This window comes from Paraburkholderia caffeinilytica, from assembly GCF_046030355.1.
Taxonomy (GTDB): Bacteria; Pseudomonadota; Gammaproteobacteria; order Burkholderiales; family Burkholderiaceae; genus Paraburkholderia; species Paraburkholderia caffeinilytica_B.
Map to the genome: position 1 here is coordinate 30424 of NZ_JAQQCQ010000017.1, position 23250 is coordinate 53673.

The window sequence follows — 23250 nt, forward strand, 5'->3', positions numbered from 1 at the left end:
CGGCCTGCAAAAAATGTGCGCCCGCACCGTGCGCGTTATGATCAACCGTTACGCCAGAACGGCTGATCGCGCACGATGGAGCACGCCTACATCCACCTTTTGCATCTGCTTGCCGGCCACCCGGCGTGGACGCTCACGGTCGTCTTCCTCGCGGCCTTCCTGGAGGCCATTGCCGTCATCGGCACCTTCATCCCGGGCAGCACGGCGATGTTTCTCGCCGGCGCGCTGGCCGGCACCGGCTCGCTGAGCCTCGGCTGGGTGTTCCTTTGGGCAATCGCCGGCGCCGTTGCCGGGGACGGCATGAGTTTCTGGATCGGCAGCCGCTACAAGGACAGGATCGTCCAGTTCTGGCCGTTCAGCACACACCCGCAGATACTCGAGGCAGGCCACCGCTTCTTTCAGAAACACGGCGCCAAAGGTGTCGTGTTCGCCCGCTTCATCGGACCATTACGGGCGATCGTGCCGGTGGTGGCAGGCATGCTGGGCATGCCGCCGCTGCGCTTCTACGCCATGAACGTCCTGTCGGCGCTGCTATGGGCGCCCGCGCACATCCTGCCGGGCGTGGTCTTCGGCGCTTCGGTGCTGCTGGCCGGCGCCGTATCGTTCCGCCTCGTCGTGATCATCGCGCTGCTGGTCGGGATCGTCTGGCTGAGCTTTCGCGCGACCGGTTTCCTGGTCTCGCATGCCAGTGCGTGGTCGAGCGCGGCGGGCCGCTATCTGGGAAGCTGGGCGTGCCGCCACCCTGGCCCGTTCGGCCGGCTCGCGCGGCGGCTGCTCGACCCCGAACAGCCGGATGCCAGCAGCATCGTGGTGACGTCGCTGATCGTGCTGGCGGCGGGCGCGCTCTTCTTCGGCGTGCTCGACGACGTCATCAGCGGCGATCCGCTGGTCAGCGTCGATCTGTCCGTCTACCACTTCCTGCAATCGGTGCGCACACCCTGGAGCGACACGGTCCTGGCAGGACTGGCGACGCTCGGCAGCGTCTTCACGCTGACGGCACTCGTCATGACGGTGGTGGTGTGGATGCTGCTGGAGCGGCGTTGGCGCACCATCGGCTACTGGCTCGCCGCGGTCGTGTTTTCTCAATTGCTGATCTTCGCCCTGCAGTTCGCCATGCATCGTGCGCCGCCTGATGAACTCCTGTCCGGCGCCTATGTGTTTCCGAGCAATCACGTCGCCGCGACGGTAATCGTCTACGGTTTCCTGGCGTTCCTGCTCGCGCGGCGGGTCGGCATGCTGGAAGGTCTGGTCGTGGCGACCGCGAGTACGGTTGTCGTGATCGTGGTCGCGCTCGCGGGCCTTTACTTTGGCCGGTACTGGGTCTCCGACGCGATCGGCGGCGCCGCGCTCGCCTACATCTGGGTCGCCATCGTTGCGCTGACGGCGATGTTGCGGCATCCGGAGCCGCCACCCTCACGGGGCTTCATGCCGGTCGTGGTTCTGGTGGTGATGCTCATTAGCGTGGGTCTGCAGTTGAGCGTCAACCCACCGGCGCCGCCGCCGGGCAACATGCCGCGTCCGGCGCCCGTGCTGGTCACGCAAGCGCAATGGACGGTGTCGATATGGAAGAGACTGCCGTGCTATCGCTCGGACATGGGCGGTGACCGCAAGGAACCGCTCACGCTGCAATGGGTGTCGAACCTCGATTCGATCAGGGGGCAACTGCGCGCCCAGGGATGGATCGAGGGCACGGATCTGTCCGCGCGCAGCCTGCTCTCGCTGGCCTCGCCGAACGTCGCGGCGGTGTCGCTGCCGGTGTTGCCGAAGCTGAATAACGGCGTACCTTCCTCACTGGTCTTCATGCGTCCCGGCGATACGCGCGACGAACGCGATGTCCTGCGTTTCTGGCCGAGCGGTTATGCCGTGGAGAATGGCGCGTCGGCCACCCCGCTGTGGGTCGGAGCTTTTGCGCACGAACGGCTCTCAAGGGCATCGTGGCCGATCAACATTCTGCGCGTCGACAAGGACGTGTCGTCGTTCGATGCTCATGCAAAAACGAGCGCCGATCTCGGCGCGGCGCTGGTAGCCAGGGTGAGTTGCCACGGCGTGCCGGTGTCGCTGCTGGCCTCTCCGGTGGAATGAGCGGCGCGTTGGCGGTTTGCCGGGAATTGATCTGGAATCTGGAGGCGGTCAGGGGCCGTTCCAGGTATGCCTGGATGCGCGGGTTCGCCGGACATATCCGGAAATCGCTCTGCGCTCAATCACTTGGCGGCATTGGCCAGGACTTGTCCACAAGGATATGAACATTTTCTGTGGATAACCTGCGCGATCCGATGCGGCGAGATGCTGGAAGCGTCATCGCGATCCGTGTTGAAACGGCTGCAACGTCAATACAAATCGGCCAAAAAAACGGTGCGGCTCCGATATAACAGGAGTCGCACCGCGAGATGAAGGTTTACCTTCGCACGGTGAGGCAAAGCTCCGTCAGGGTTGCCCCCGACGGAACCCCGCAACCGCTCAGGCCAGGTCGAACCGGTCGAGGTTCATCACTTTGACCCACGCTGCGACGAAGTCGCGGACGAATTTCTCCTGTCCGTCCTCGCTTCCATAGACTTCGGACAGCGCCCGCAACTGGGCATGCGAACCGAACACCAGATCGACGCGGCTACCGGTCCACTTCAATTCGCCGGTTTTGCGATCACGCCCTTCGAACACGTCCTGGGAGACCGGTTTCCATTCCGTCCCCATGTCGAGCAGGTTGCGGAAGAAGTCGTTGGTCAGCGTTCCCGGCCGGTTGGTGAAGACGCCCTGCGAATCCTGGCCGCTCTGGACGTTCAGGACGCGCAAGCCACCGACGAGCACCGTCATCTCCGGTGCGGTCAGCGTCAGCAATTGCGCCTTGTCGATCAGCAATGCCTCGGCCGGGACCTTGAACTTGCTCTTCAGATAGTTACGGAAACCATCGGCGACAGGTTCAAGCGCGCCGACGGATTCCACGTCGGTCTGTTCCTGCGTGGCGTCCGCGCGTCCCGGTGCAAACGGCACGGTCACCTGATGGCCGCCGCTTTTTGCAGCCTGCTCGATGCCGGCGCTACCGGCCAGCACAATCAGGTCGGCCAGCGATATCTTCTTGCCGGACTGCGCGCCGTTGAACTCGCTCTGGATCCCTTCGAGGACTTTCAGTACCTTCGCCAGCTGGTCCGGCTGGTTGACCGCCCAGTCTTTCTGCGGGGCGAGGCGAATGCGCGCACCGTTGGCGCCGCCGCGCTTGTCCGAGCCGCGGAAGGTGGATGCCGACGCCCAGGCCGTCGACACCAGTTGCGAAACGGACAGCCCTGATGCCAGAATCTTCTGCTTGAGCGAGGCGATGTCCTGCTCGTCGACCAGTGCGTGATCGACCGCCGGAATGGGGTCCTGCCAGATCAGTTCCTCAGCGGGCACTTCCGGTCCAAGGTAGCGGGCACGCGGTCCCATGTCGCGGTGAGTCAGCTTGAACCAGGCACGAGCGAAGGCATCGGCGAGCTGGTCGGGATTCGCGAGGAAGCGCCGCGAAATTTTCTCGTACACGGGGTCGAAGCGCAGCGAGAGGTCGGTGGTGAGCATGGTCGGCCGCAGCTTCTTTGAAGGATCGTGAGCGTGCGGGATCGTTTCGCCGCCATCCTTGGCGACCCACTGGTTGGCGCCGGCCGGGCTCTTGGTCAGTTCCCATTCGTACTTGAACAGGTTCTCGAAGAAACCGTTACCCCATTTCGTCGGCGTGGTGGTCCAGGTGACCTCCAGACCGCTGGTGATCGTGTCGCCGCCCTTGCCGGTGCCGAAGCTGTTCTTCCAGCCCAGCCCCTGGCTCTCGAGACCGGCGGACTCGGGTTCGGGGCCGACGTTGTCGGCAGGACCGGCGCCGTGCGTCTTGCCGAAGGTGTGACCGCCCGCGATCAGCGCGACAGTCTCCTCATCGTTCATGGCCATCCGCGCGAAGGTTTCACGGATGTCGTGCGCCGCGGCCAACGGGTCCGGATTGCCATCGGGACCTTCCGGATTGACATAGATCAGGCCCATCTGCACGGCGCCCAACGGGTTTTCCAGATTGCGTCCGTGGTCGTCGCGGCTGACCTCTTCGCCGTGCTTTTCTTCGTCGGCGACGATCACGCCGCCGTCCTCGTTATTGCCTGCGGCGCCCTTGCCGTAACGGACGTCGCCGCCCAGCCAGGTCTTTTCATTGCCCCAGTAGACGTCCTGATCCGGCTCCCATGTGTCGGCGCGACCGCCGGCGAAGCCGAAGGTCTTGAAGCCCATGGTCTCGAGCGCGACATTGCCGGTGAGGATCAGCAGATCGGCCCAAGAAATCTTCTGGCCGTATTTTTGCTTGATCGGCCACAACAGGCGGCGCGCTTTATCGAGGCTGACGTTGTCCGGCCAGCTGTTGAGCGGCGCGAAACGCTGCTGGCCGCGCCCGGCGCCGCCGCGGCCGTCGCCGATACGATACGTGCCGGCACTGTGCCAGGCCATGCGGATGAAGAGCGGACCATAGTGGCCGAAGTCTGCCGGCCACCAATCCTGCGAGTCGGTCATCAGCGCCGCAAGGTCCTTCTTCACCGCAGCCAGGTCAAGGCTCCTGAACGCCTCGGCGTAATTGAAGCTGGGGTCCAGCGGATCCGACTTGCTCGAGTGCTGGCTAAGCAGGTCCAGTCGCAGCTGCTTCGGCCACCAGTCACGGTTCGTCGTGCCACCACCGGCGGCATGATTGAACGGGCACTTTGATTCGTTTGACATGCGTTATCTCCTTGGGGGGACGTACCCACTACCTCTTCGTTCACGGCATCTGACTTCTACGGTGCATTGCCGATCCCAGTCGACGGGCGGCCGGGAAATCACATGATGGGCTCTTCTTGGTGTACTGATGCTGTCATCCGACGCGCATGATCTTCGTCCGATAACGGATGTCACGGCTTGCATCGGACCCGAATGGTCCGCGTCGGCAGGCATACTGCAACTAAAAATATATGTGAGAGTGATCATCAATAGAATGCGTTTTTTGCAATGCTATTGATAGTTCATAACTATAACGTGACAGACAAAAATTCAGTGCTCAGCTGCTCCCGATAGCAAACAGGTATCGGCATTTCGACCCCTTCCACGACAGCCATCTTACGCGTTGTTGCTGTTATAGAGGGCCGATCTCATGCCCGCTTTTCACGGTTCCGACTTAAATAGAGGATTCCGAATTTTATTTGCATCGCAGCGCCATTTCTCCGCGCCGAATAGTGGCTCGATACCGTCACGTCCGTCTTCGGCAATGCCTCGCCAGCCCCTGCATCGCGCGCGCTACACCCGAACAGTTTTGGCGCCAATCCATGCCTCACAAGCATACCAGCCAGCCTACAAAGTCTTTCTACTTTTCGCAGCTTCCCCCTAGATTACCACCGAAGGCGGAGACGCGACGGCAGCCCGTTCAGGCACAACGGCACCGCGCAGACGCATGCTCCATGCCCGCGATTCATGTCATCGAGCGACTGAAATGAACAAGCCCGTTGTTGTGGCCACCGGTTAGCGCCGAAACGCCAGGAATCTGACTATGAGCCCTCTAAGTGGCAAAACCGCGCTCGTCACGGGCGCTTCCCGCGGCATTGGCCGCGCCAGCGCGCTGGCTCTCGCGAAAGCCGGTGCCCAGGTGCTCGTTCACTACTGCCGCGAAGACGAGGCGGCGAACGAAGTGGTCGCGCAGATCCGCGCAGGCGGCGGCCATGCCGAGAAGATCGCGGCGGATCTGCGCACGCCGGATGGCGCGCACCGGCTGGCAAGGCGGGTGCGCGCCGTGATAGGCGCGCGTCTGGACGTGCTGGTCGCGAGCGCCGGCATCGCCATGAACGCAAGCATTGAAGACACCACGGTCGACGATTTCGACGAACTGTTCGTGTTGAACGTACGCGCGCCCTACTTTCTGATGCAGCAACTCATGCCGACCATGTGCAAGGGCAGCAGCGTCGTACTGGTTTCATCGCTCGCCGCGCATGCGTCGGTGGGTTCGCTGTCGGCTTATGGGGCGACCAAGGGCGCCATTGACACACTGGTGAAGCATTTTGCGCTGACGCTCGGCACCCGTGGTGTACGCGTGAATGCGATCGCGCCCGGCGTCGTGGCGACCGGCATGTCGGCCCTCGCGACAACCGAGCATGGCCGCGAGGCCATCCTCGATATGCAGACGCTAAAGCGCATCGCGCACCCCGAAGACATCGGCGGCGCCGTGGCCTTTCTCGCATCGGACGCCGCGCGCTGGATCACCGGCCAGACGCTACGCATCGACGGCGGCTCGAAACTTTAACTCGCACTCACCACCCGCATTGAATCCGTCGCTCAAGCGGCAGCCCCAAAATGACTATCGACGCACCACTGCGCTTTTCAGCAGTGGTACGACAAAGTGTCGGGCCGTCCGTGCGCCGAAGCATGAGCCGGGTTCTTCGCTTCCCGGCTCGTTAGCCGGCAAGCGCTCCTCGACGGCACCCCTTCGGCGTCGCAGGAAATTTCAGTTCGCATCAGGTCGCCTCAAGGACGACGGCGCCCGCGAACGCTATCTTGAGTCCATTGCACGATGACCGTGTTCTGCTCCGGCAGCGCAGTTGCTATCGAGTCGAGGTATCGCATAGGTCTGAACGCGGCGCCCCTGAACGCGCGGCCGGGCGATCGCGATCGTGCCGCTGGCATCCGGGCTACCGTGGTTCATGACGGAGCGTATCGTCACCGTCGACGTGATCATGACCGCAAGCGGATTCGAGCCAACTATGACACGGAGATCCATCATGACCCACCCTACTCATCAGAACGCCCAGACACACTACGTTGAAGCGAACGGCATCCGCTTCGCCTATCGACGCTTCGGCAGAACCGGCGGCGTGCCGCTCGTGTTCAACATCCACTTTACCGGCACGATGGATCATTGGGATCCCGCTGTCACGGACGGTATTGCACGGGATCGCGAAGTGATCCTGTTCAACAACGCCGGCATTTCCAGTACTTCCGGCACCGTGCCGGAATCGATCGAAGAAATGGCCGCCAATGCTGCAGCATTCATCAAGGCTCTCGATCTCACACAAGTCGACGTATTGGGATTCTCCATGGGCGGGCTGATTGCGCAGACGCTGGCGCTAGCGGAGCCGAAGCTCGTCCGCCGCCTGATCCTGGTTGGCACCGGCCCGCGGAGTGGCGAAAGCATGGCGTCGCTTACGCCGGAAGCACAGGAAATCTTCGGTGCCAGCTACGCAGAGCCGGATCATCTGTGGCTTCGTGTGCACTTCTCGCCGTCGGAAGCGAGCCAGGCAGCAGGCCGCCAGTTCCTGCAGCGGTTCCGCCTGCGCAGCGAAGATCGGGATCCCGAAGCAAACGACAAGGTCGCGCCGGCGCAGCTCGCAGCACTTGCAAAATGGGGCGCGCCGCGCGAAAAACCGTATGACTATCTCCATGCGCTGACTCAGCCGACGCTCGTGGTCAACGGGGATAACGACGTGATCATCTATTCGATCAACTCATGGATCCTTCAGCAGAATATCCCGAACGCGCAATTGATCCTGTACCCGGATGCGAACCACGGCTCCTTGTACCAGTATCCGGAACGTTTCGTGGCCCACGTCACGCAGTTTTTGTCCGAGACGGATCAATGAACCTGAGCCGACGCTCACGCACTCGATCTGGCCGGGTCTCGTTCAGCTTGCCGGCCAGTGGTGAAAGGCGTGCGCCCGCACTACGTCCACCTTTGCATAGCACGAGTACTAATCCCCGTTTGGAATGACTCTCATCCGATTCCGCGCCTTCTCTAACCAGGACGGAATGGATAAATTGCATTTCAACGAATCGGCATTCCGCCGAACGTCACAGTACCTCTAGCTATCAAAGGAAAGATCATGGCTCACTTGTTCACTCCGAAGAAGGTCGGCGCTTATACCCTCTCGCACCGCGTCGTTCTGGCACCGATGACCCGTCTGCGCACCATCCAGCCCGGCGATATCCCCAGCCCGATGATGGCCGATTTCTACGGCCAGCGTGCATCGGAAGGCGGCCTTCTGATCGTCGAAGGCGTCAGCATCTCGATCGTCGCACGCTCCTACCTGGGCGCCGCAAGCTTCTACCACGACGGCCAGGTGGAAGGCTGGAAAGCCATCGCCAATGCCGTTCATGCCAAGGGCGGCCGCGTTTTCATGCAGCTCATTCACGGCGGCCGTCAAAGCCATGTTGAAATGACCGGCGGCGTCGATCCGGTTGCACCGTCCGTTGTCCCATTCGACGGCGTCGCGCTCACCAGGGACGGCTTCGTTCCCGCGTCGCCGCACCGCGCACTGGCGATCGAAGAGATCCCCGGCATCATCGACGAATTCCGCGTTGCCGCACAACGCGCACTCGACGCCGGCTTCGACGGCGTCGAACTGCACGGCGCCAATGGCTACCTTGTCGACCAGTTCATCCAGGACGGCACCAACAAGCGCACCGACGCCTACGGCGGCCCAATCGAAAATCGCGTACGCTTCCTGCGTGAAGCTGTCGAAGCCCTGATTTCGGTGTGGGGCGCCGACCGCGTTGGCGTGCGCATCTCGCCGTCGGGCGAATGGGGTGGCATTTCCGATAGCGATCCCGAGGCCACCTTCAGCCACGTCGCGAAGGTGCTCGATAGCTACAAGATCGCTTACCTGCATGTGATCGAACCGCGCATCAAGGGCGACGATACGCTGCACGAAGGCCACCCGCCCGTCGCCGTCAAGTATCTGCGTCCGCACTTCACGGGTCCGATCATCGCCGCGGGTGGTTTCGATGGCGCCAGCGCTGAAGCGGTCGTCGCCTCGGGCGACGCCGACCTCGTCGCCTTCGGCCGTCATTTCACCTCGAATCCGGACCTGCCGTACCGCCTCAAGCACAACCTGCCGCTCACGCCGTATGTGCGCGCTGCTTTCTGGGGGGGAACCGAAAAGCATTACTCCGACTTCCCGGCGTACGAGGCCGCACAGGCGGCTTGAGTCGGGCGCTTTATTCCATCCTTCATTCAATTCAAGAGGTTTACATGTCACGCACTATCAAGTTTGCCAAGGCCGGTGGCCCGGAAGTTCTCGAATTCGTCGACACCGAGGTACGCGCGCCGGGTCCGAACGAGGTTCGCATTGACGTCAAGGCAATCGGCATCAACCGCGCCGAGTCGATGTGGCGTCTCGACGACTATATCGAGCCTGTCAAGTTTCCGGCCGGGCTTGGATATGAAGCCGCTGGCATCGTCAATGCAGTGGGTTCCGATGTGAGCGGCATCGCAGTAGGCGACGAGGTCAACATCATCCCGTCGTTTTCGATGAACGACTACGGGACCTATGGCGAGGTCATCATCGCGCCGGACTATGCGGTCGTGAAACACCCCAAGTCGCTTTCGTTTGCGGAAGCGGCCTCGGTATGGATGATGTTTGTCACCGCCTACGGTGCGCTGATCGAAGATGCGAAGGTCGGCAAAGGCGACTTTGTCATCATTCCCGCCGCTTCGAGCAGCGTGGGCCTCGCGGCCATCCAGATCGCCAATTACGCCGGCGCCACTACCATTGCGCTCACGCGGACCTCGGCCAAGCGCGAGCATCTGCTTGAAGCGGGCGCCGCTCACGTCATTGCGACGGAGGAAACGGACCTGGTGAAGGAAGTGGCGCGTATCACCGACGGCAAAGGTGCGCGTGTCGCATTCGATCCGGTCGGCGGCCCGGCCCTGTCGAAACTGCTCGCGGCGCTGTCCTTCAACGGCACGGTGTACCTCTACGGTTTGCTCAGCCCGGAAGTCACGGCGCTGCCGGTGCTGGACATGATCGCCAAGGTCACCAGCGTCAAGGCCCATAACATCTGGATGACGAGCGGCGACGCCACCCGCCGCAAGGCCGCGGTGGACTATGTGCTAAAAGGCCTCGAAAGCGGCGCGCTGAAGCCGATCATCGATCGTCAGTTCACGTTCGATGAAATCGTGGACGCGCACCGCTATCTGGAGAAGAACGGCCAGTTCGGCAAGATCGTCGTGACGCTGTAAGCCTGTTCCAGGAGACGGGCGCGAAGCGCGCGTGGGGTTCAGTGTCCCTTAGGGGTCAGCGTCCTTCAGCGTCCATTCCGCCCGTCAAACATTGCTCCACGAATGCCGTGAACTGCCTCGCCTTCGTACTCGCCAGCCGACCGGTCGGATAGACCGCTGACAGGTTGATCGCGGGCAACGTCCAGTCGTCCATCACCGAGATCACCGCGCCCGATTTCAGCTCCGGCGTGAAGGCCCATTCGGACGCGACGGCAAGCCCCAGGCTGGCGATCACGGCAGCACGCAGCCCCTCGGTCGCGGTAATCTTCACGTTGCCTTGCAACTTGACCGAGACCTCGGCGGTCTCCTTGTGAAACGTCCAGTTTTCGCCGCCGCCGTCGCGGGTGTAGATCACCGCGCGATGCGCGAGAAGATCGGCAGGCTCACCGGGTATGCCATGCTGCTTGAAGTAATCGGGCGTGCCGATCACGCGACGGCGGGCCTGCGCGATCCTGCGCGCGGTCATGTTGGAGTCGGGCAGCACACCCATGCGCAAGGCCAGATCGATGCCTTCCTCGACGAGATCGATATTGCGGTCGTCCAACACGAGTTCGAGATCGAGATTCGGATGCTGCTCCAGAAACGCTGCGAGCCGCGGCACGATATGCAGGCGTGCAAAGCACACCGCCGCCGACACCCGCAGCTTGCCCGAAAGCCCTGACGCGGTCCCGCGTGCAGCGAGCACCGCCTCGTCGGCCTCCTCCACGGCACGCCTCGCGCGCTGATAGAAGTTGCTGCCGGCTTCCGTGGGCGTGAGCGCGCGCGTCGATCTCAGCAGCAGCTTGACCCCGAGCCACTCTTCGAGTTGCGCGATCGCCTTCGATACCGCCGGCTGGCCGACGTCATAGTGACGGGCGGCCGCAGAGAACGAACCGGTATCGACGACGCGGATAAAGATCTCGATCGCCGCAAGGCGGTCCATTGCAATTCCCCTCTGGAATAAGTGCTATGCGATTTTGCACCTTCCGTGCCCCCAGGAGAATAGATAAATTGGCACGAACGGGTTATTGCGTCGCTTGAGGAGTCGTCATGTCAACACCGCGAATACAGGAAAGCGGGGGCGTCCAATCATTGGACGCGGACGCCGAGTTAACTATCGCCGCCTCGGCGCAAGCGGCATCGCGAGCGGTGCATGCGGGTGCGCATGCACCTCTGTTCACCCTGGCAGACGCTGCCGGGCAGCACGTGGCGCTAGAGGATCTGCTGCGTGCGGGCCCTGTCGTGCTGCACTTTTTCCGGGGCAACTGGTGCTCATTCAGTGAGGAGAGCGTCAGCGGCTTGACCGCTATTTACGGCGAGGTGATCGCACTGGGTGCGAGCGCCGTTGCGATCTCGCCGCCCTGCCAGCACAGCGCGAAGGGTGCGGCTGCGCCGATGCGCGAGCTTCAGGACATCGACATGAAGGTAGCACGCGCCTATGGACTCGCGTTCGAGCTGCCGGCGGCCCTGCGGCCGAAGTATGCGGAACTGGGCTACCTGCCGCCGTCCACGCGCAAGGCGGGTAGCTGGCTGGTGCCGCTGCCCGCCACGTATTTGCTGGATCGCGATGGCAGTGTCGCCCTTGCGTTCATCGATGTGGACTATCGCAAGCCTATTCAAAACGAGGCGCTGCTGAATGCGTTGCGAGCCGTGCAGGCAAGACATGCGAACACGGTCCGCGCCGCGCGCTGACGCCTGGTTTCGCCGGTCGCTTCAGCCCGTCACAACACTCGTCCGTCCCGCGTCACCCGGCAAGCTCGGGGCCACCGTCGCAGCCTTTCTCAGGTCGTAACAGGTTGGCCCAAGGACGGCGGCGCCGTCAGTCGATATCTTGACTCCAGATATGCCAGCCAGCGCACTGAATGAGCGCCCACGGCACGCACAGCGGCGCCCATTCCGCCGAGGCATGCCTGCGAGGTATGCCCACCCGCCCACAAAGTCTTTTTCCTTTGCGCCGGAGACCACTAGATTAGCTCCCATGGCAGCGACGCAAACGCACTGAAGCAAGCGCCGCAGCTTCAATTCACAGGGTATGGGGCGACTACTTGCGCTCCGCATGCACAGCAGGTTTTCAACCTTTCAGGAGATTGATCATGACGCAGCTCACCGGCAAAACCGCCCTCGTCACCGGCGCATCGCGCGGCATCGGCCGCGCCAGCGCCCTCGCTCTCGCAAAAGACGGAGCCGAGGTGCTGGTCCACTACAGCAGCGGAGAAAAGGAAGCGGACGCCGTAGTCGCCGAAATCCGGGCGGCGGGCGGCAAAGCCCAGAAAGTCGGCGCCGATCTGCGTCAGGCAGATGGCCCGCACACCCTCGCCCGGCACGTGCGTGAGATCGTCGGCGACCGTCTGGACATTCTGGTGGCGAACGCCGGCATCTCAAAGGCGGCGAGTATCGAAGACACCACCGTCGAAGACTTCGACAATCTGTTCGCGGTGAATGTGCGTGCGCCCTACTTCCTCGTGCAACAGCTGCTGCCGGTACTCGGCGCAGGCAGCAGCGTCGTGCTGCTCTCCTCGCTCGCCGCGCATTCCGCAGTGGGCATCCTGCCGGCCTATGCGGCCACCAAAGGCGCCGTCGACACACTCGTCAAGCATTTTGCCTCCGCACTCGGCGAACGCGGCATCCGCGTGAATGCGGTCGCGCCTGGTGTCGTCGCCACCGACATGTCGAACTTCACGAAAACCGAAGCGGGCCGCGACGTGACGCTCGGCATGCAGGCGCTCAAACGCATCGCGCAACCCGACGACATTGCCGGTGCAGTCGCCTTCCTCGCATCCGACAACGCACGCTGGGTGACGGGCGACACGCTGCACGTCGACGGCGGCTCCAAGCTCTAACAATTTCCATCAATAAGGGAAACGAAATGAACACCACTTCTCTCAAACTGCTTTCGCCGGTCAAGGTTGGCGCACTCGACCTCGCGCATCGCGTCGTGCTGGCGCCGATGACGCGCCTGCGGGCCGACGCGGACGACAGCCCGAGCGCGATGATGGTCGAGTACTACCGCCAGCGGACCTCGAACGGCGGCTTGCTGGTCACGGAGAGCGCCCATCCGTCGTACGACAGCCGCGGCTATATCGGCGCACCCGGCATCTATACGGAACAGCATGTCGCGGCGTGGAAAAAAGTGACCGACGCCGTCCACGCCAGGGGCGGCCGCATTTTCATGCAGATTGCACACGACGGCCGTCAGTCGCACGTCGATCTGAGCTGGGGCAATGCGCCGGTGGGGCCGTCGGTCGTGCCCTACGACACCACCGTGTTCACGAAGAACGGCTGGGTGCCGAACTCACCGCACCGTGCGCTGGAACTCGACGAAATCCCCGCGATTGTCGAATCGTTTCGCCTCGCCACCGTCCGGGCCAGGGAAGCCGGTTTCGACGGCGTCGAACTGCATAACGCAAACGGCTATCTGGCCGACACGTTCCTGCAGGACGGCACGAACAAGCGGACCGACGCCTACGGCGGCACGATCGAGAAACGCGCCCGCTTTTCGCTTGAAGTGGTCGATGCGTTCGCTTCGGTCTGGGGCGCCGATCGCGTGGGCGTACGCGTGTCGCCGAGCGGCCGCTGGGGCGCCATCTCCGACAGCAATCCGGAGGCCACCTTTGGCTATTTTGCCGAACGCCTCAACGCCTACGGCCTCGCCTATCTGCATGTGATCGAACCGCGGGTGATGGGCACCGAAACGCTGGTCGAAGGTCAGCCGCCGGTCGCATCGTCCTTCCTGCGCAAGATTTTCAACGGACCGATCATGGCAGCCGGCGGATTCGATCGCGAGGGCGCGGAGGAAATCCTGCAACGTGGCGACGCCGATCTGGTGGCATTCGGGCGCTGGTTTTCGTCGAACCCGGATCTGCCCGAACGTTTCCGTCACGGCCACCCGCTCACGCAGTACGTGCGCGATGCGTTCTGGGGCGGAGATGAACGCGCGTATATCGACTTCACGCCGTTTGCCGCCTGAGCGGCAGCGGTCCGTAACAGCGGCCCGGTCTCCCGTGGCCTTCGCCCATAGCGAATCATTTCAAGGAGCGTTTCCATGTCAAGCAACCTCAACCCTGCGGGCAAAACCATCAAGGTTCCGGGCCCGGATCATCCGATCACCATCGAGCCGAACCCCGCGCGCATCGTGGTCACGCTCGCCGGCAAGGTCATCGCCGATACCCGCAACGCGCTGACGCTGCGCGAGGCCGCCTACCCTGCCGTCCTGTACATCCCGAGGGAGGACGTGGACATGACGTTGCTGGAACGCACCGCGCACACCACCTACTGCCCCTATAAGGGCGACTGCGCGTACTACTCGATTCCCGCGGGCGGCGAGCGCTCGGTGAATGCAGTGTGGACGTACGAACACCCGTATGCGGCAGTCGAATCGATCAAGGATCACCTCGCGTTCTACCCGGACCGGGTCGACGCCATCGAAGTGCATGCGTGAGCACCGCGAACCCATGAATTGCAGCGCGAGCCGCCACACGGACGGCCCCCGCAAACCGATCAAGGAACAGCCATGACAACCCAACCTGTTGTACTAATCACCGGCGCACTCACCGGCATCGGTCGCGCCACCGCCTTTGCTTTTGCGCGCGAGAAAGCCAGCGTCGTCGTATCGGGCCGCCGCGCCGAAGAAGGCCGGCAACTTGCCGACGCACTGCGCGCCACGGGCACGCAAGCTGAATTCGTGCAATCGGACGTGCGGTTCGAAGACGATCTGCGCAAGCTGGTGGACGCCGTCGTTACACGCTTCGGCCGGCTGGACATCGCCGTGAACGCCGCCGGCACGGAGGGCGAATCGGCGCCGGTGCTGGAGCAAACGCCCGAACGCTATGCGGCCGTATTCGACGCCAATGTGCTCGGCACGCTGCTCGCGATGAAACATGAACTGCGCGTCATGTCGGCGCAAGGCAGTGGCAGCATCGTCAACATCTCGTCGACCATGGGCTTGCGCGGTGCGGCCGGCGCCTCGCTGTATGTCGCCAGCAAGCATGCGGTGGAGGGGCTCACCAAGTCGGCGGCGCTCGAAGCCGCGGCATTCGGCGTACGGGTCAATGCCGTCGCGCCCGGGCCCGTTGAAACCGGCATGCTGAACCGGCTCACGGGAAGCGCGGAACGCAAGGCCGGCATGCTCGCGACTGTCCCGCTCAAGCGTGCTGGCACGCCGGAAGAAATCGCGGAGGCCATCGTGTTCGTTGCGTCAGAAAAGGCGAGCTTCATGACCGGTGAAGTGCTCAGGGTCAACGGCGGCAGAACGGCAGCGTAACGCATACCTGCGACCGGATCGAACGCCGTGACCTGCCGGCGGCCGACAGCCGCCGGCAGGAATCCGGCCGCAAGGTGAAAGCGCTCGACATCGTCGTGAAGATGGAATCGCGAATCATGCGGCCGACCGACTTTTCGCCGCTGCAGTAGCTTCCCAACAACGCAACGCCATACACGCAACTATCAAGGTGACGACGATGACCACGCCCGCTTTCGACGAACTTCCTGCACCGCTGCAAAGTGTGCAAACGCGTCCGCTGTTCGTGATGCATCTCGATGTCAAACCGATCGTCATGGTCGGCGCGACGCCCGGTCCGTTCCGGCGCATCGGCATCGTGCCGTCCGGCACGTTCGCCGGCGAGCGTCTGTCCGGCAAGGTGCTGGATGGCGGCAGCGACTGGCAGACGGTGCGCAGCGACGGCAGCACCACGCTTGACGTGCGTCTGATCCTCGAGACCGACGATGGCGCCCACATCACAATGGCCTACCGCGGCATCCGCCACGGCGCGACCGATGTGATCCAGCGGCTGGAAAAAGGCGAAGAAGTCGACCCGGCCAGCTACTACTTCCGCATCAATCCGATTTTCGAGGCGCCCGCCGGCAAGTATGAATGGCTGAACCGGGTCATTGCAGTCGGGGCGGGCCACCGGTTCTCTTACGGTCCGGTCTATAGCGTGTTCGAGGTCCTTTAAGCAGCGGACCGGAAGCTTTGTCGAGTCTTTGTCTTTACCTAGAATCAAGGAGTGCGTCATGCAAGCGCCGAAGCAGGACGGCCATGTCCAATCGCTGACAGTCATCCAGATGATGCTGGCCATCGCCTGCGGCATGATCATTGCGAACGTGTATTACACCCAGCCGCTCACGGGGCTCATCAGCGCCACCTTGGGACTGCCCCACGCAAGCACTGGCCTGCTCGTCACCTTGCCGTTGGCCGGCTACGGCGTCGGTCTGCTGACGATCGTGCCGCTCGGCGATCTCTTCGAAAACCGGCGGCTCGCGCTCACGTTGATCGGCGCGGAGATGCTATTCACGCTGGCGCTGAGTGTGACGTCGTGGGCGACGGCCTATCTGTTCATTGCATTCCTGATCGGGCTGGTGGCGTCGGCGGTGCAATTGCTCGTTCCGTACATCACCTATCTCGTCCCCGAAGAGGCGCGCGGCCGCGCGGTGGGCCGGGTCGTCAGCGGCGTGATGCTTGGCATCATGCTGGCCCGCCCGGTGTCGAGCCTGATTGCGAGCGTAGGGTCATGGCGCGAAGTATTCCGGATGTCGGCCATTCTGATGGCCGCCGTCATCATCGGTCTGCGCTTTACGCTGCCGCCGCGCAAGCCGGCTCAGCCGCCCACTTACAGCAGTCTGCTGCGCTCCCTCGGCCAGATTTTCCTGAGCACCGAAGTGCTGCGGCGGCGCGGCATTTACCAGGGCGCCTTGTTCGGCGCATTCAGCGTGTTCTGGACCGCTGTGCCGCTGTGGCTCGGCGGCCCTAAGTTTGGGCTCAGTCAGCAAGGCATCGCGTGGGTCGCGCTTGCCGGGGTGGCCGGCGCGATCGCGCCGCCGTTCGCCGGCCGCCTTGCCGACAAGGGGCTGATTCAGGCAGGCACAGCAGGCGCCTTGCTGCTGGGCTCGGCGTCGTTTATTTTCTCCGATCTCGCACGGGGGCACTCGACTCTCTCGCTCGCGCTGGTCATCACGACAGCGATCCTGCTGGACTTTGCGGTATCCGCGAATCTCGTGCTCAGCCAGCGTGTCATCTATTCATTGGGCGCGGAACAGCGCAGCCGTCTCAACGGCCTCTTCATGGCGACGTTCTTTGCAGGCGGAGCCATCAGCTCGGCGGCGAGCGGCTGGGCGTTCGCACGCTTCGGCTGGGCCGGCGTGTCCGTGCTCGGTATGGTGCTGCCGCTCGGCGCGCTTTTGTACTTTGCAACCGAGCGCCGCAAAGCCGTTGTCGAATGCGTTTCGGCGAGCCTTCCTTAATAGAAAACCTGCAGCTGCGCTGACGCCGGGTGGCCGCAACGCAGCGCACTCGAGCAACGGCATCGACCCGGAAATATGCGGTTAAAAGAAGCCATCCGACCATGGACGTCAAGCTTCGCGAAGCAGGTGACCGAGGTGACGGGGTCCTTTCGAATGGCCCCCGCCACCTCATCCTCCGCAGCCGCCGACAAGTCATTGGCCAACGCCATCATCAGCCGCCACAGCGAAGCGATTACTGAATCTTCTGCGCAGCCGCGACAATCGCTGCAGCGACTTCAGCGGGCTTGCTGATCATCGCGACGTGACTCGCGTCCACGTGGCTCACCGTGGCGCCAATGTGGCTTGCCATCTCGGCCTGCAGATGCGGATCGATCATGTGGTCCTTGTCCGTGACCACGAACCAGGACGGCTTCGAATGCCACGCAGCAGTCGTGACCTTATCGTCGGTACAACCTGAGAACCACGGGCCTTGCGTATCGGCCACCAGGCGCGCCTGCGCTACCGGCAGGTCCTGCGCGAAGTCGTGGATCACCGCATCGGTTGACAGCCGCAGATAGCCGCCCGAATCCTTGGACAATTGACTCGCCCATGACGGCGCGGGTTTGCCCTTTAACATATCATTGATCGATTGACCGTTATCCGGCGCAAAGGCTGCGACGTAGACTAGCGCTTTGACGTTGTCGTCATTGCCGGCTTGCGAGATGACCGCGCCGGCCCAGGAATGGCCGACCAGCACAACGGGACCCTTCTGCTGTTCAATCGCGCGTTTTGTGGCGCTGACGTCATCGGCAAGCGAGCTCAGCGGATTCTGTACTGCAACGACATGCAGGCCGCGTGCCTCGAGCAGCGGAACGACCTTGTTCCAGCTTTCTCCGTCCGCGAAGGCGCCGTGCACCAGGACGACGTTCGTTCCTTTCAGATCGTTTACCGGTGCGGCGTGGGCCACAGGCAGGGTGATGAGGCCGCCAAGCAGGAACGCCGATGCCACCAACTTGCTGAACAGGTTACTCATGATAGATTTTCTCCGTGGTTAAGTTCAGTCAGGATGACAGGGCAACGCGATTAGAAACATCGGTCGAATGACCGACCCATCCATCGAAAGCGCCTACAAAGACCGCCGGTAAAGACGTCAACCCATGAACAGAAGTCAGCACATTGAAGCATCCACAGCGATGCCGGGCCTCGATTCCGGCGTTCGCGCGTACGACGCCGTCAAGGCGCTTGCATTCATCGGCGACCTCAGCATGGGGCAGCCCACCGATCATTCCGTGCGCACGGCCTGGCTTGCGTTTCAGCTCGCACAGGTTCTTGCGTTCGATGCGAACGGCTGCGATACGGTACGCGAGGCATCGTTGCTGCGATGGTCGGGCTGCACGGCAAACGCATCGGGGTTTGCCGACACATTCGGCGACGACATTGCGAGCCGCGAAGCGATGCTGGCCCAACGTCCGAACTGGGAGGCATTGCTCGCCAGTCAGGGCGGCGCCTCCGTCGCGATCACGCCGCTGGCGCAAATTCACTGCGAAGTCTCGGGTGAGGTGGCGCGAATGCTCGATCTTTCCGCGCAAACCCAAGCCACCTTGCGGCATATTTTTGAAGCGTGGGACGGGAGTGGCTTTCCCGAGAGACTCCGGGCCCGGGAGGTGCCGGAAAGCGTATTCGTCATCGCGCTGGCGAGCGATCTCGAGGTCTTCAACCGGGTGTACGGCATCGAGCGAGCGTTGCAACTGATCGCGCACCGGGCCAACACCTGCTACCCCGTCTCGTTTGTCGAAATCGCCACGGCCCATGCCGTTCAGTGGCTTCATACGCTCGACCAGACGAATCCCGCGGACGTCGACGCCGTACTCGCAACGCAAGCTTTGCAACGCGTGACACCGCCCGAACTCATTGCCGACGTCATCGACCTGAAATTGCCGTGGCTGACGGGATATTCGCGTGAAGTGGCTGCAACCGCCGCGCAGTGCTGTGCGCGTCTCACGTCGGATCCGGACATGACAAACGTCGTCTATCGTGCCGGTCTCATCCATGGAATAGGACGAGCGGCGGTGCCGAACACGATCTGGAACCACCCGGGCCAACTCTCGGCATCGGCCTGGGAGAAAGTGCGCCTCGTCCCCTATTGGACATCGCGAGCAGGCAAACAGACCGGAACGCTCAAGGAGGCTGCCGAGCTTGCGTCACACGCTTATGAACGGCTCGACGAGACCGGCTATTTCCGCAGCGTCGGCGGGATTGCCTTGCCCCTGCAGGCTCGAATCCTCGCGGCTGCGGTGGCTTCGGTTGCACTGCGCGCGCCGCGGCCGTGGCGCGCTGCGCTTTCCTGTTCCGACGCCACGGCACTGCTGCGCGAGCAGGCAGCGCAGGGGCGCTTCGATCCGGACGTGGTCGATGCATTACTCGCATCGGAAGGGAGTCCGCCGCTGCGCACCAACCATCCGACACCCAAGGTGCGCCTTTCCGGACGGGAGATCGATGTGCTTCGTCTGATCAGCCGTGGAGCCAGCAACAAGGATGCGGCAAAAGAGCTGGCCCTCAGTCCTAGCACGGTGCGCACCCACGTGGAGAACCTGTTTCGCAAGCTCGAGTGTTCAACTCGCGCGGCCGCGACACTGAAGGCGTCGTCGATGGGCGTTCTCTAGTCAATGCCGGATGGGAGGAAGGTCCGGTGTTGATGGGCCGAGCCAACGTTCAATTGTGCATGCCGCAAGTGCCCGGGTGCCCGGAGGGCACCCGATTAGCGTCACGCAGCGTCTGAAGCCCGCACAACGGGAAAGTCGATGTCCGTCCTAGCGACTTCGTTCAGGTAGTTCGTAAAGCTGTTTTCCGCAACCAGCGCGACGATCTCCACGACCTGAGCGTCGGTGAAACCGGCATCGCGCACAGCTTTGATGTCGGCGTCGCTGACGTGGCCGCGCTCCGTGGTCACCTTGGCCGCGAACTGGACGGCCGCGTTTGCCTTGACGTCGCCGGACTCACCCTTGCGGTTCAGCGCGATTTCCTCCGGACTGATCTTCGCCAGGTTGAGGCCAAGATAGGTGTGAGCAGACAGGCAGTAGTCGCAGCGGTTGACCTGGGCGACGGCCAGCGCGATCCGTTCGCGGGTCTTCAAATCAAGCGTCTTCGACAGCGCGCCCTGAAATCCGGTGAAGGCCGCGAGCGCGGCGGGACTGCTGCCTATCAGTCGAAACAGGTTCGGCACGACGCCAAGCTGCTTGTGAACGGCATCCAGCGTGGGCTTGGAGGCTTCCGGGGCGGCATCAAGGGCAGGGATCGAAATGCGGGACATGGTGAACTCCTTTGCGGTGCGCGAACCGGAACTGGTTCGGCTGGGAAACATCATGCCTATTTTCATTTTCAAAAATAATACGGTAATCTTGGGAATCATTTCACCGGAAAATGGGAGAGTGGATGGACCGCTTCGAGGCCATGTCGATGCTGGTGACCGTGACCGAAACTGGAAGCCTTTCGGCAGCAGGACGTGCTTTGAAGGTGCCTCTGGCAACATTGAGCCGGAAAATCACGGACCTCGAAACGCTCCTGGGCACGCGGCTGATGATCCGCACAACACGCAAGCTCACCCTGACGGATGCCGGCATGACCTATGTCGCCGCTGCGCGGCGCATTCTCGAACAAGTCGAAGATGCCGAACGTGAGGCCGCGGGTGAATTCACCACACCGAAGGGCGAATTGGTCATTACCGCGCCGATTCAGTTAGGCCGGCTCCACGTGCTGCCCGTGGTGGCGGACTTCCTTGCGCTGTTTCCCGAAATCAACGTCCGCCTGATGCTGGCGGATCGCAACATTGATCTGATCGACGCCCACGTCGATATGGCCGTGCGGATCGGCAAACTTCCCGACAGCTCGATGGTGGCGACACAGATTGGCCTTATGCGGACGGTGGTATGCGCAAGCCCTGCGCTCACGGACAGGCACGGCACGCCCCAGACGCCGGACGATCTGCTGAAACTGCCGTGCGTCACCGTCGACACGCCGTTGCCTTCACCCGATTGGCGCTTCAAGTCGCGAGGATCGGCAGCCACCTTTGAAGTGCCTGTCGTGCCGCGTCTGTCCGTGACGACGACGGAGGCGGCAGCGCAGGCCGCGATCCACAGTGTCGGAGTAACACGGCTATTGCACTATCAGGCCGCCGAAGCGATCGAGGCAGACGCGCTGCGCATCGTTCTCGATGCGTTTGAGCCGGACCCGGTGCCGGTCAACCTCGTTCATGTTTCGCGTGGACAAATGCCGCTGAAGATGCGCCGCTTTCTGGACTTCGCCGCGCCACGCCTGCGCGGCGAGCTTGAAAAGGTCGCCGCCTCGGTCGGGCGAGCCTAGCCGATAGGTCCCGACCTACGGAATGAGGCTGCCGACGTTCCGCTGGAACTATCGACCCCATCGCCAGTAATGGCTTCAAGCATATCGTCAAATTCCGATATATGATTCGTCTTGTAGCGATGCAGTTGCATGGCGCTAACCCGCCATGCCTGCCCGTTGTTGATGACCTGCAGTTGATGACCTGAAAACCGATCCACATGACGCTCGATATCGACGCGATTCACAAAGCGCTGGCCAACCCCGTACGCCGCGAGATTCTCGGCTGGCTGCGCGAGCCGTGCACGCATTTTGCCGATCAGGAATTGCCCCTCGACCATGGCGTGTGCGCCGGCAAGATCGACGCGCGCTGCGGCCTCTCGCAGTCCACCGTGTCGGCGCACCTTGCGGCCTTGCAGCGCGCGGGCCTTGTCACGTCCAAGCGGGTCGGTCAGTGGGTGTTTTTCAAACGCAACGAGGCCGTCATTCAAGCCTTTCTCGAGCACATGAACACCGGGCTCTGAATGCGTCATCCGCATCGCCACTTTTTTTCGCCTGTTTCATCACGCAGTTTTTTTAAGGCTCGGGCCACGCGCCCGCCATTCAAGGTGAACTCCTATGCCGACTCTTTTTGACCCGCTCCAGATTGGCGACATCACGTTGTCGAACCGCATCATCATGGCGCCGCTCACGCGCCAGCGCGCCGAAGAAATCCGCGTGCCGAACGCGCTGATGGCGAAGTACTACGCCGAACGCGCCACGGCGGGCCTGATCATCAGCGAAGCCACTTCCGTCACGCCGCAAGGTGTCGGTTACGCGGACACCCCGGGCATCTGGTCGCAGGAACAGGTGCAAGGCTGGAAGCTCGTCACGAATGCCGTGCATGCAGCCGGCGGCAAGATCTTCCTGCAGCTGTGGCACGTCGGCCGTATTTCCGACCCGCTATTCCTGAACGGCGAACTGCCGGTCGCGCCGAGCGCCATCGCGGCGCAAGGCCATGTGAGCCTGGTGCGTCCGGAGCGTCCGTACGTGACGCCGCGCGCACTCGAACTCGATGAAATCGCGGGTGTGGTCGAAGCGTTCCGCAAGGGCGCCGAAAACGCGAAGGCAGCCGGTTTCGACGGCGTGGAAGTGCACGGCGCGAACGGCTATCTGCTCGACCAGTTCCTGCAGGACAGCACTAACAAACGCACCGACGCCTACGGCGGCCCGATCGAAAACCGTGCCCGCCTGCTGCTCGAAATCACCGACGCCTGTATCGACGTCTGGGGCGCGAACCGGGTCGGCGTGCACCTCGCCCCGCGCCGCGATGCGCACACCATGGGCGATTCGGATCCGGCGGCCACCTTCGGTTACGTCGCGCGTGAACTCGGCAAGCGCAAGATTGCGTTCATTGCCGCTCGCGAAGCGCTCGGCGAGGACCGCCTGGGCCCGCAACTGAAGAAGGCATTCGGCGGCCCGTACATCGCGAACGAAAAGTTCACCATGGAAACCGCGCAACAGGTGCTCGACGCAGGCGAAGCGGACGCGGTGGCGTGGGGTCAACTGTTCATCGCGAATCCGGATCTGGTGCGCCGTTTCGCGACGAATGCGCCGCTGAACAAGCCGAATCCCGCAACGTACTATGCGCGCGGCGAAACCGGCTACGTGGATTATCCGACGCTGGAAGCGGTGGAATAAGCGGTTAAGGTCGGCTGAAAAAACAGTGCGGT

20 protein-coding genes are annotated in these 23250 nt (G+C 62.7%); 16 read left to right on the forward strand and 4 right to left on the reverse strand.

Going from position 1 to position 23250, the window contains the following annotated elements; genetic code table 11:
• Positions 1-75: 75 nt before the first annotated feature.
• Positions 76-2082, forward strand: a complete 2007-nt coding sequence (locus tag PQQ95_RS23845) for a bifunctional DedA family/phosphatase PAP2 family protein (RefSeq protein ID WP_408441457.1) — start codon at positions 76-78, stop codon at positions 2080-2082.
• A 375-nt stretch (positions 2083-2457) separates the two neighbouring features.
• On the opposite strand, the gene katG is transcribed toward PQQ95_RS23845, so the two are convergent.
• Positions 2458-4710, reverse strand: a complete 2253-nt coding sequence (katG, locus tag PQQ95_RS23850; protein WP_408441459.1) for a catalase/peroxidase HPI — start codon at positions 4708-4710, stop codon at positions 2458-2460.
• Between the two features lie 802 nt (positions 4711-5512).
• Here katG and PQQ95_RS23855 point away from each other — a divergent pair.
• From PQQ95_RS23855 to PQQ95_RS23870, 4 genes are all read left to right on the forward strand, one after another.
• On the forward strand, positions 5513-6259 hold the full coding sequence (locus tag PQQ95_RS23855) for an SDR family NAD(P)-dependent oxidoreductase (protein WP_408441462.1): 747 nt from the start codon (positions 5513-5515) through the stop codon (positions 6257-6259).
• A gap of 475 nt (positions 6260-6734) precedes the next feature.
• The gene (locus PQQ95_RS23860; RefSeq protein WP_408441465.1) at positions 6735-7592 is read left to right on the forward strand and encodes an alpha/beta fold hydrolase; all 858 of its coding nucleotides are present in this window, start codon (positions 6735-6737) and stop codon (positions 7590-7592) included.
• A gap of 240 nt (positions 7593-7832) precedes the next feature.
• Positions 7833-8936, forward strand: a complete 1104-nt coding sequence (locus PQQ95_RS23865) for an alkene reductase (protein ID WP_408441468.1) — start codon at positions 7833-7835, stop codon at positions 8934-8936.
• A 44-nt stretch (positions 8937-8980) separates the two neighbouring features.
• The gene (locus PQQ95_RS23870; protein WP_408441469.1) at positions 8981-9970 is read left to right on the forward strand and encodes a zinc-dependent alcohol dehydrogenase family protein; all 990 of its coding nucleotides are present in this window, start codon (positions 8981-8983) and stop codon (positions 9968-9970) included.
• A gap of 55 nt (positions 9971-10025) precedes the next feature.
• Here the strand turns inward: PQQ95_RS23870 and PQQ95_RS23875 are convergent, their stop codons facing one another.
• Positions 10026-10931 carry a LysR family transcriptional regulator gene (locus PQQ95_RS23875; RefSeq protein WP_408441471.1) on the reverse strand — a complete coding sequence of 302 codons (906 nt, stop codon included), beginning with the start codon at positions 10929-10931 and terminating at the stop codon, positions 10026-10028.
• A 107-nt stretch (positions 10932-11038) separates the two neighbouring features.
• Here PQQ95_RS23875 and PQQ95_RS23880 point away from each other — a divergent pair, with 107 nt between their 5' ends.
• The 7 genes from PQQ95_RS23880 (at position 11039) to PQQ95_RS23910 (ending at position 17224) form a co-directional block, all read left to right on the forward strand.
• Positions 11039-11680 carry a peroxiredoxin-like family protein gene (locus PQQ95_RS23880; protein ID WP_408441474.1) on the forward strand — a complete coding sequence of 214 codons (642 nt, stop codon included), beginning with the start codon at positions 11039-11041 and terminating at the stop codon, positions 11678-11680.
• Between the two features lie 401 nt (positions 11681-12081).
• Positions 12082-12828, forward strand: coding sequence for an SDR family NAD(P)-dependent oxidoreductase (locus PQQ95_RS23885; protein WP_408441477.1), 747 nt, complete (start codon positions 12082-12084; stop codon positions 12826-12828).
• Between the two features lie 26 nt (positions 12829-12854).
• Complete coding sequence (locus PQQ95_RS23890; RefSeq protein WP_408441480.1) at positions 12855-13955, forward strand: alkene reductase; 1101 nt, start codon at positions 12855-12857, stop codon at positions 13953-13955.
• Between the two features lie 75 nt (positions 13956-14030).
• A complete protein-coding gene (locus tag PQQ95_RS23895; protein WP_408441483.1) occupies positions 14031-14426 on the forward strand; it encodes a DUF427 domain-containing protein in 396 nt (131 codons plus the stop codon).
• A 72-nt stretch (positions 14427-14498) separates the two neighbouring features.
• On the forward strand, positions 14499-15248 hold the full coding sequence (locus tag PQQ95_RS23900) for an SDR family NAD(P)-dependent oxidoreductase (protein ID WP_408441485.1): 750 nt from the start codon (positions 14499-14501) through the stop codon (positions 15246-15248).
• 196 nt (positions 15249-15444) lie between these two features.
• The gene (locus tag PQQ95_RS23905) at positions 15445-15939 is read left to right on the forward strand and encodes a DUF3237 domain-containing protein (protein ID WP_408441487.1); all 495 of its coding nucleotides are present in this window, start codon (positions 15445-15447) and stop codon (positions 15937-15939) included.
• A 58-nt stretch (positions 15940-15997) separates the two neighbouring features.
• On the forward strand, positions 15998-17224 hold the full coding sequence (locus tag PQQ95_RS23910; RefSeq protein WP_408441490.1) for an MFS transporter: 1227 nt from the start codon (positions 15998-16000) through the stop codon (positions 17222-17224).
• Positions 17225-17456: 232 nt separating this feature from the next.
• Here the strand turns inward: PQQ95_RS23910 and PQQ95_RS23915 are convergent, their stop codons facing one another.
• Positions 17457-18236 (reverse strand): alpha/beta fold hydrolase, encoded by a 780-nt coding sequence (locus PQQ95_RS23915; protein ID WP_408441492.1) that lies wholly within the window; start codon positions 18234-18236, stop codon positions 17457-17459.
• Between the two features lie 124 nt (positions 18237-18360).
• Between PQQ95_RS23915 and PQQ95_RS23920 the strand changes: the two genes are divergently transcribed.
• Entirely contained in the window at positions 18361-19866 is a 1506-nt protein-coding gene (locus PQQ95_RS23920) for an HD domain-containing phosphohydrolase (protein ID WP_408441495.1), read from the forward strand.
• A gap of 101 nt (positions 19867-19967) precedes the next feature.
• On the opposite strand, the gene PQQ95_RS23925 is transcribed toward PQQ95_RS23920, so the two are convergent.
• Positions 19968-20513, reverse strand: coding sequence for a carboxymuconolactone decarboxylase family protein (locus tag PQQ95_RS23925; protein WP_408441498.1), 546 nt, complete (start codon positions 20511-20513; stop codon positions 19968-19970).
• A gap of 122 nt (positions 20514-20635) precedes the next feature.
• On the opposite strand from PQQ95_RS23925, the gene PQQ95_RS23930 reads away from it, so the two are divergent.
• The 3 genes from PQQ95_RS23930 (at position 20636) to PQQ95_RS23940 (ending at position 23218) form a co-directional block, all read left to right on the forward strand.
• The gene (locus tag PQQ95_RS23930; RefSeq protein ID WP_408441501.1) at positions 20636-21562 is read left to right on the forward strand and encodes a LysR family transcriptional regulator; all 927 of its coding nucleotides are present in this window, start codon (positions 20636-20638) and stop codon (positions 21560-21562) included.
• Between the two features lie 197 nt (positions 21563-21759).
• Positions 21760-22062, forward strand: a complete 303-nt coding sequence (locus tag PQQ95_RS23935) for an ArsR/SmtB family transcription factor (protein ID WP_408441504.1) — start codon at positions 21760-21762, stop codon at positions 22060-22062.
• 94 nt (positions 22063-22156) lie between these two features.
• Positions 22157-23218, forward strand: coding sequence for an alkene reductase (locus PQQ95_RS23940; protein ID WP_408441506.1), 1062 nt, complete (start codon positions 22157-22159; stop codon positions 23216-23218).
• Positions 23219-23250: the final 32 nt, after the last annotated feature.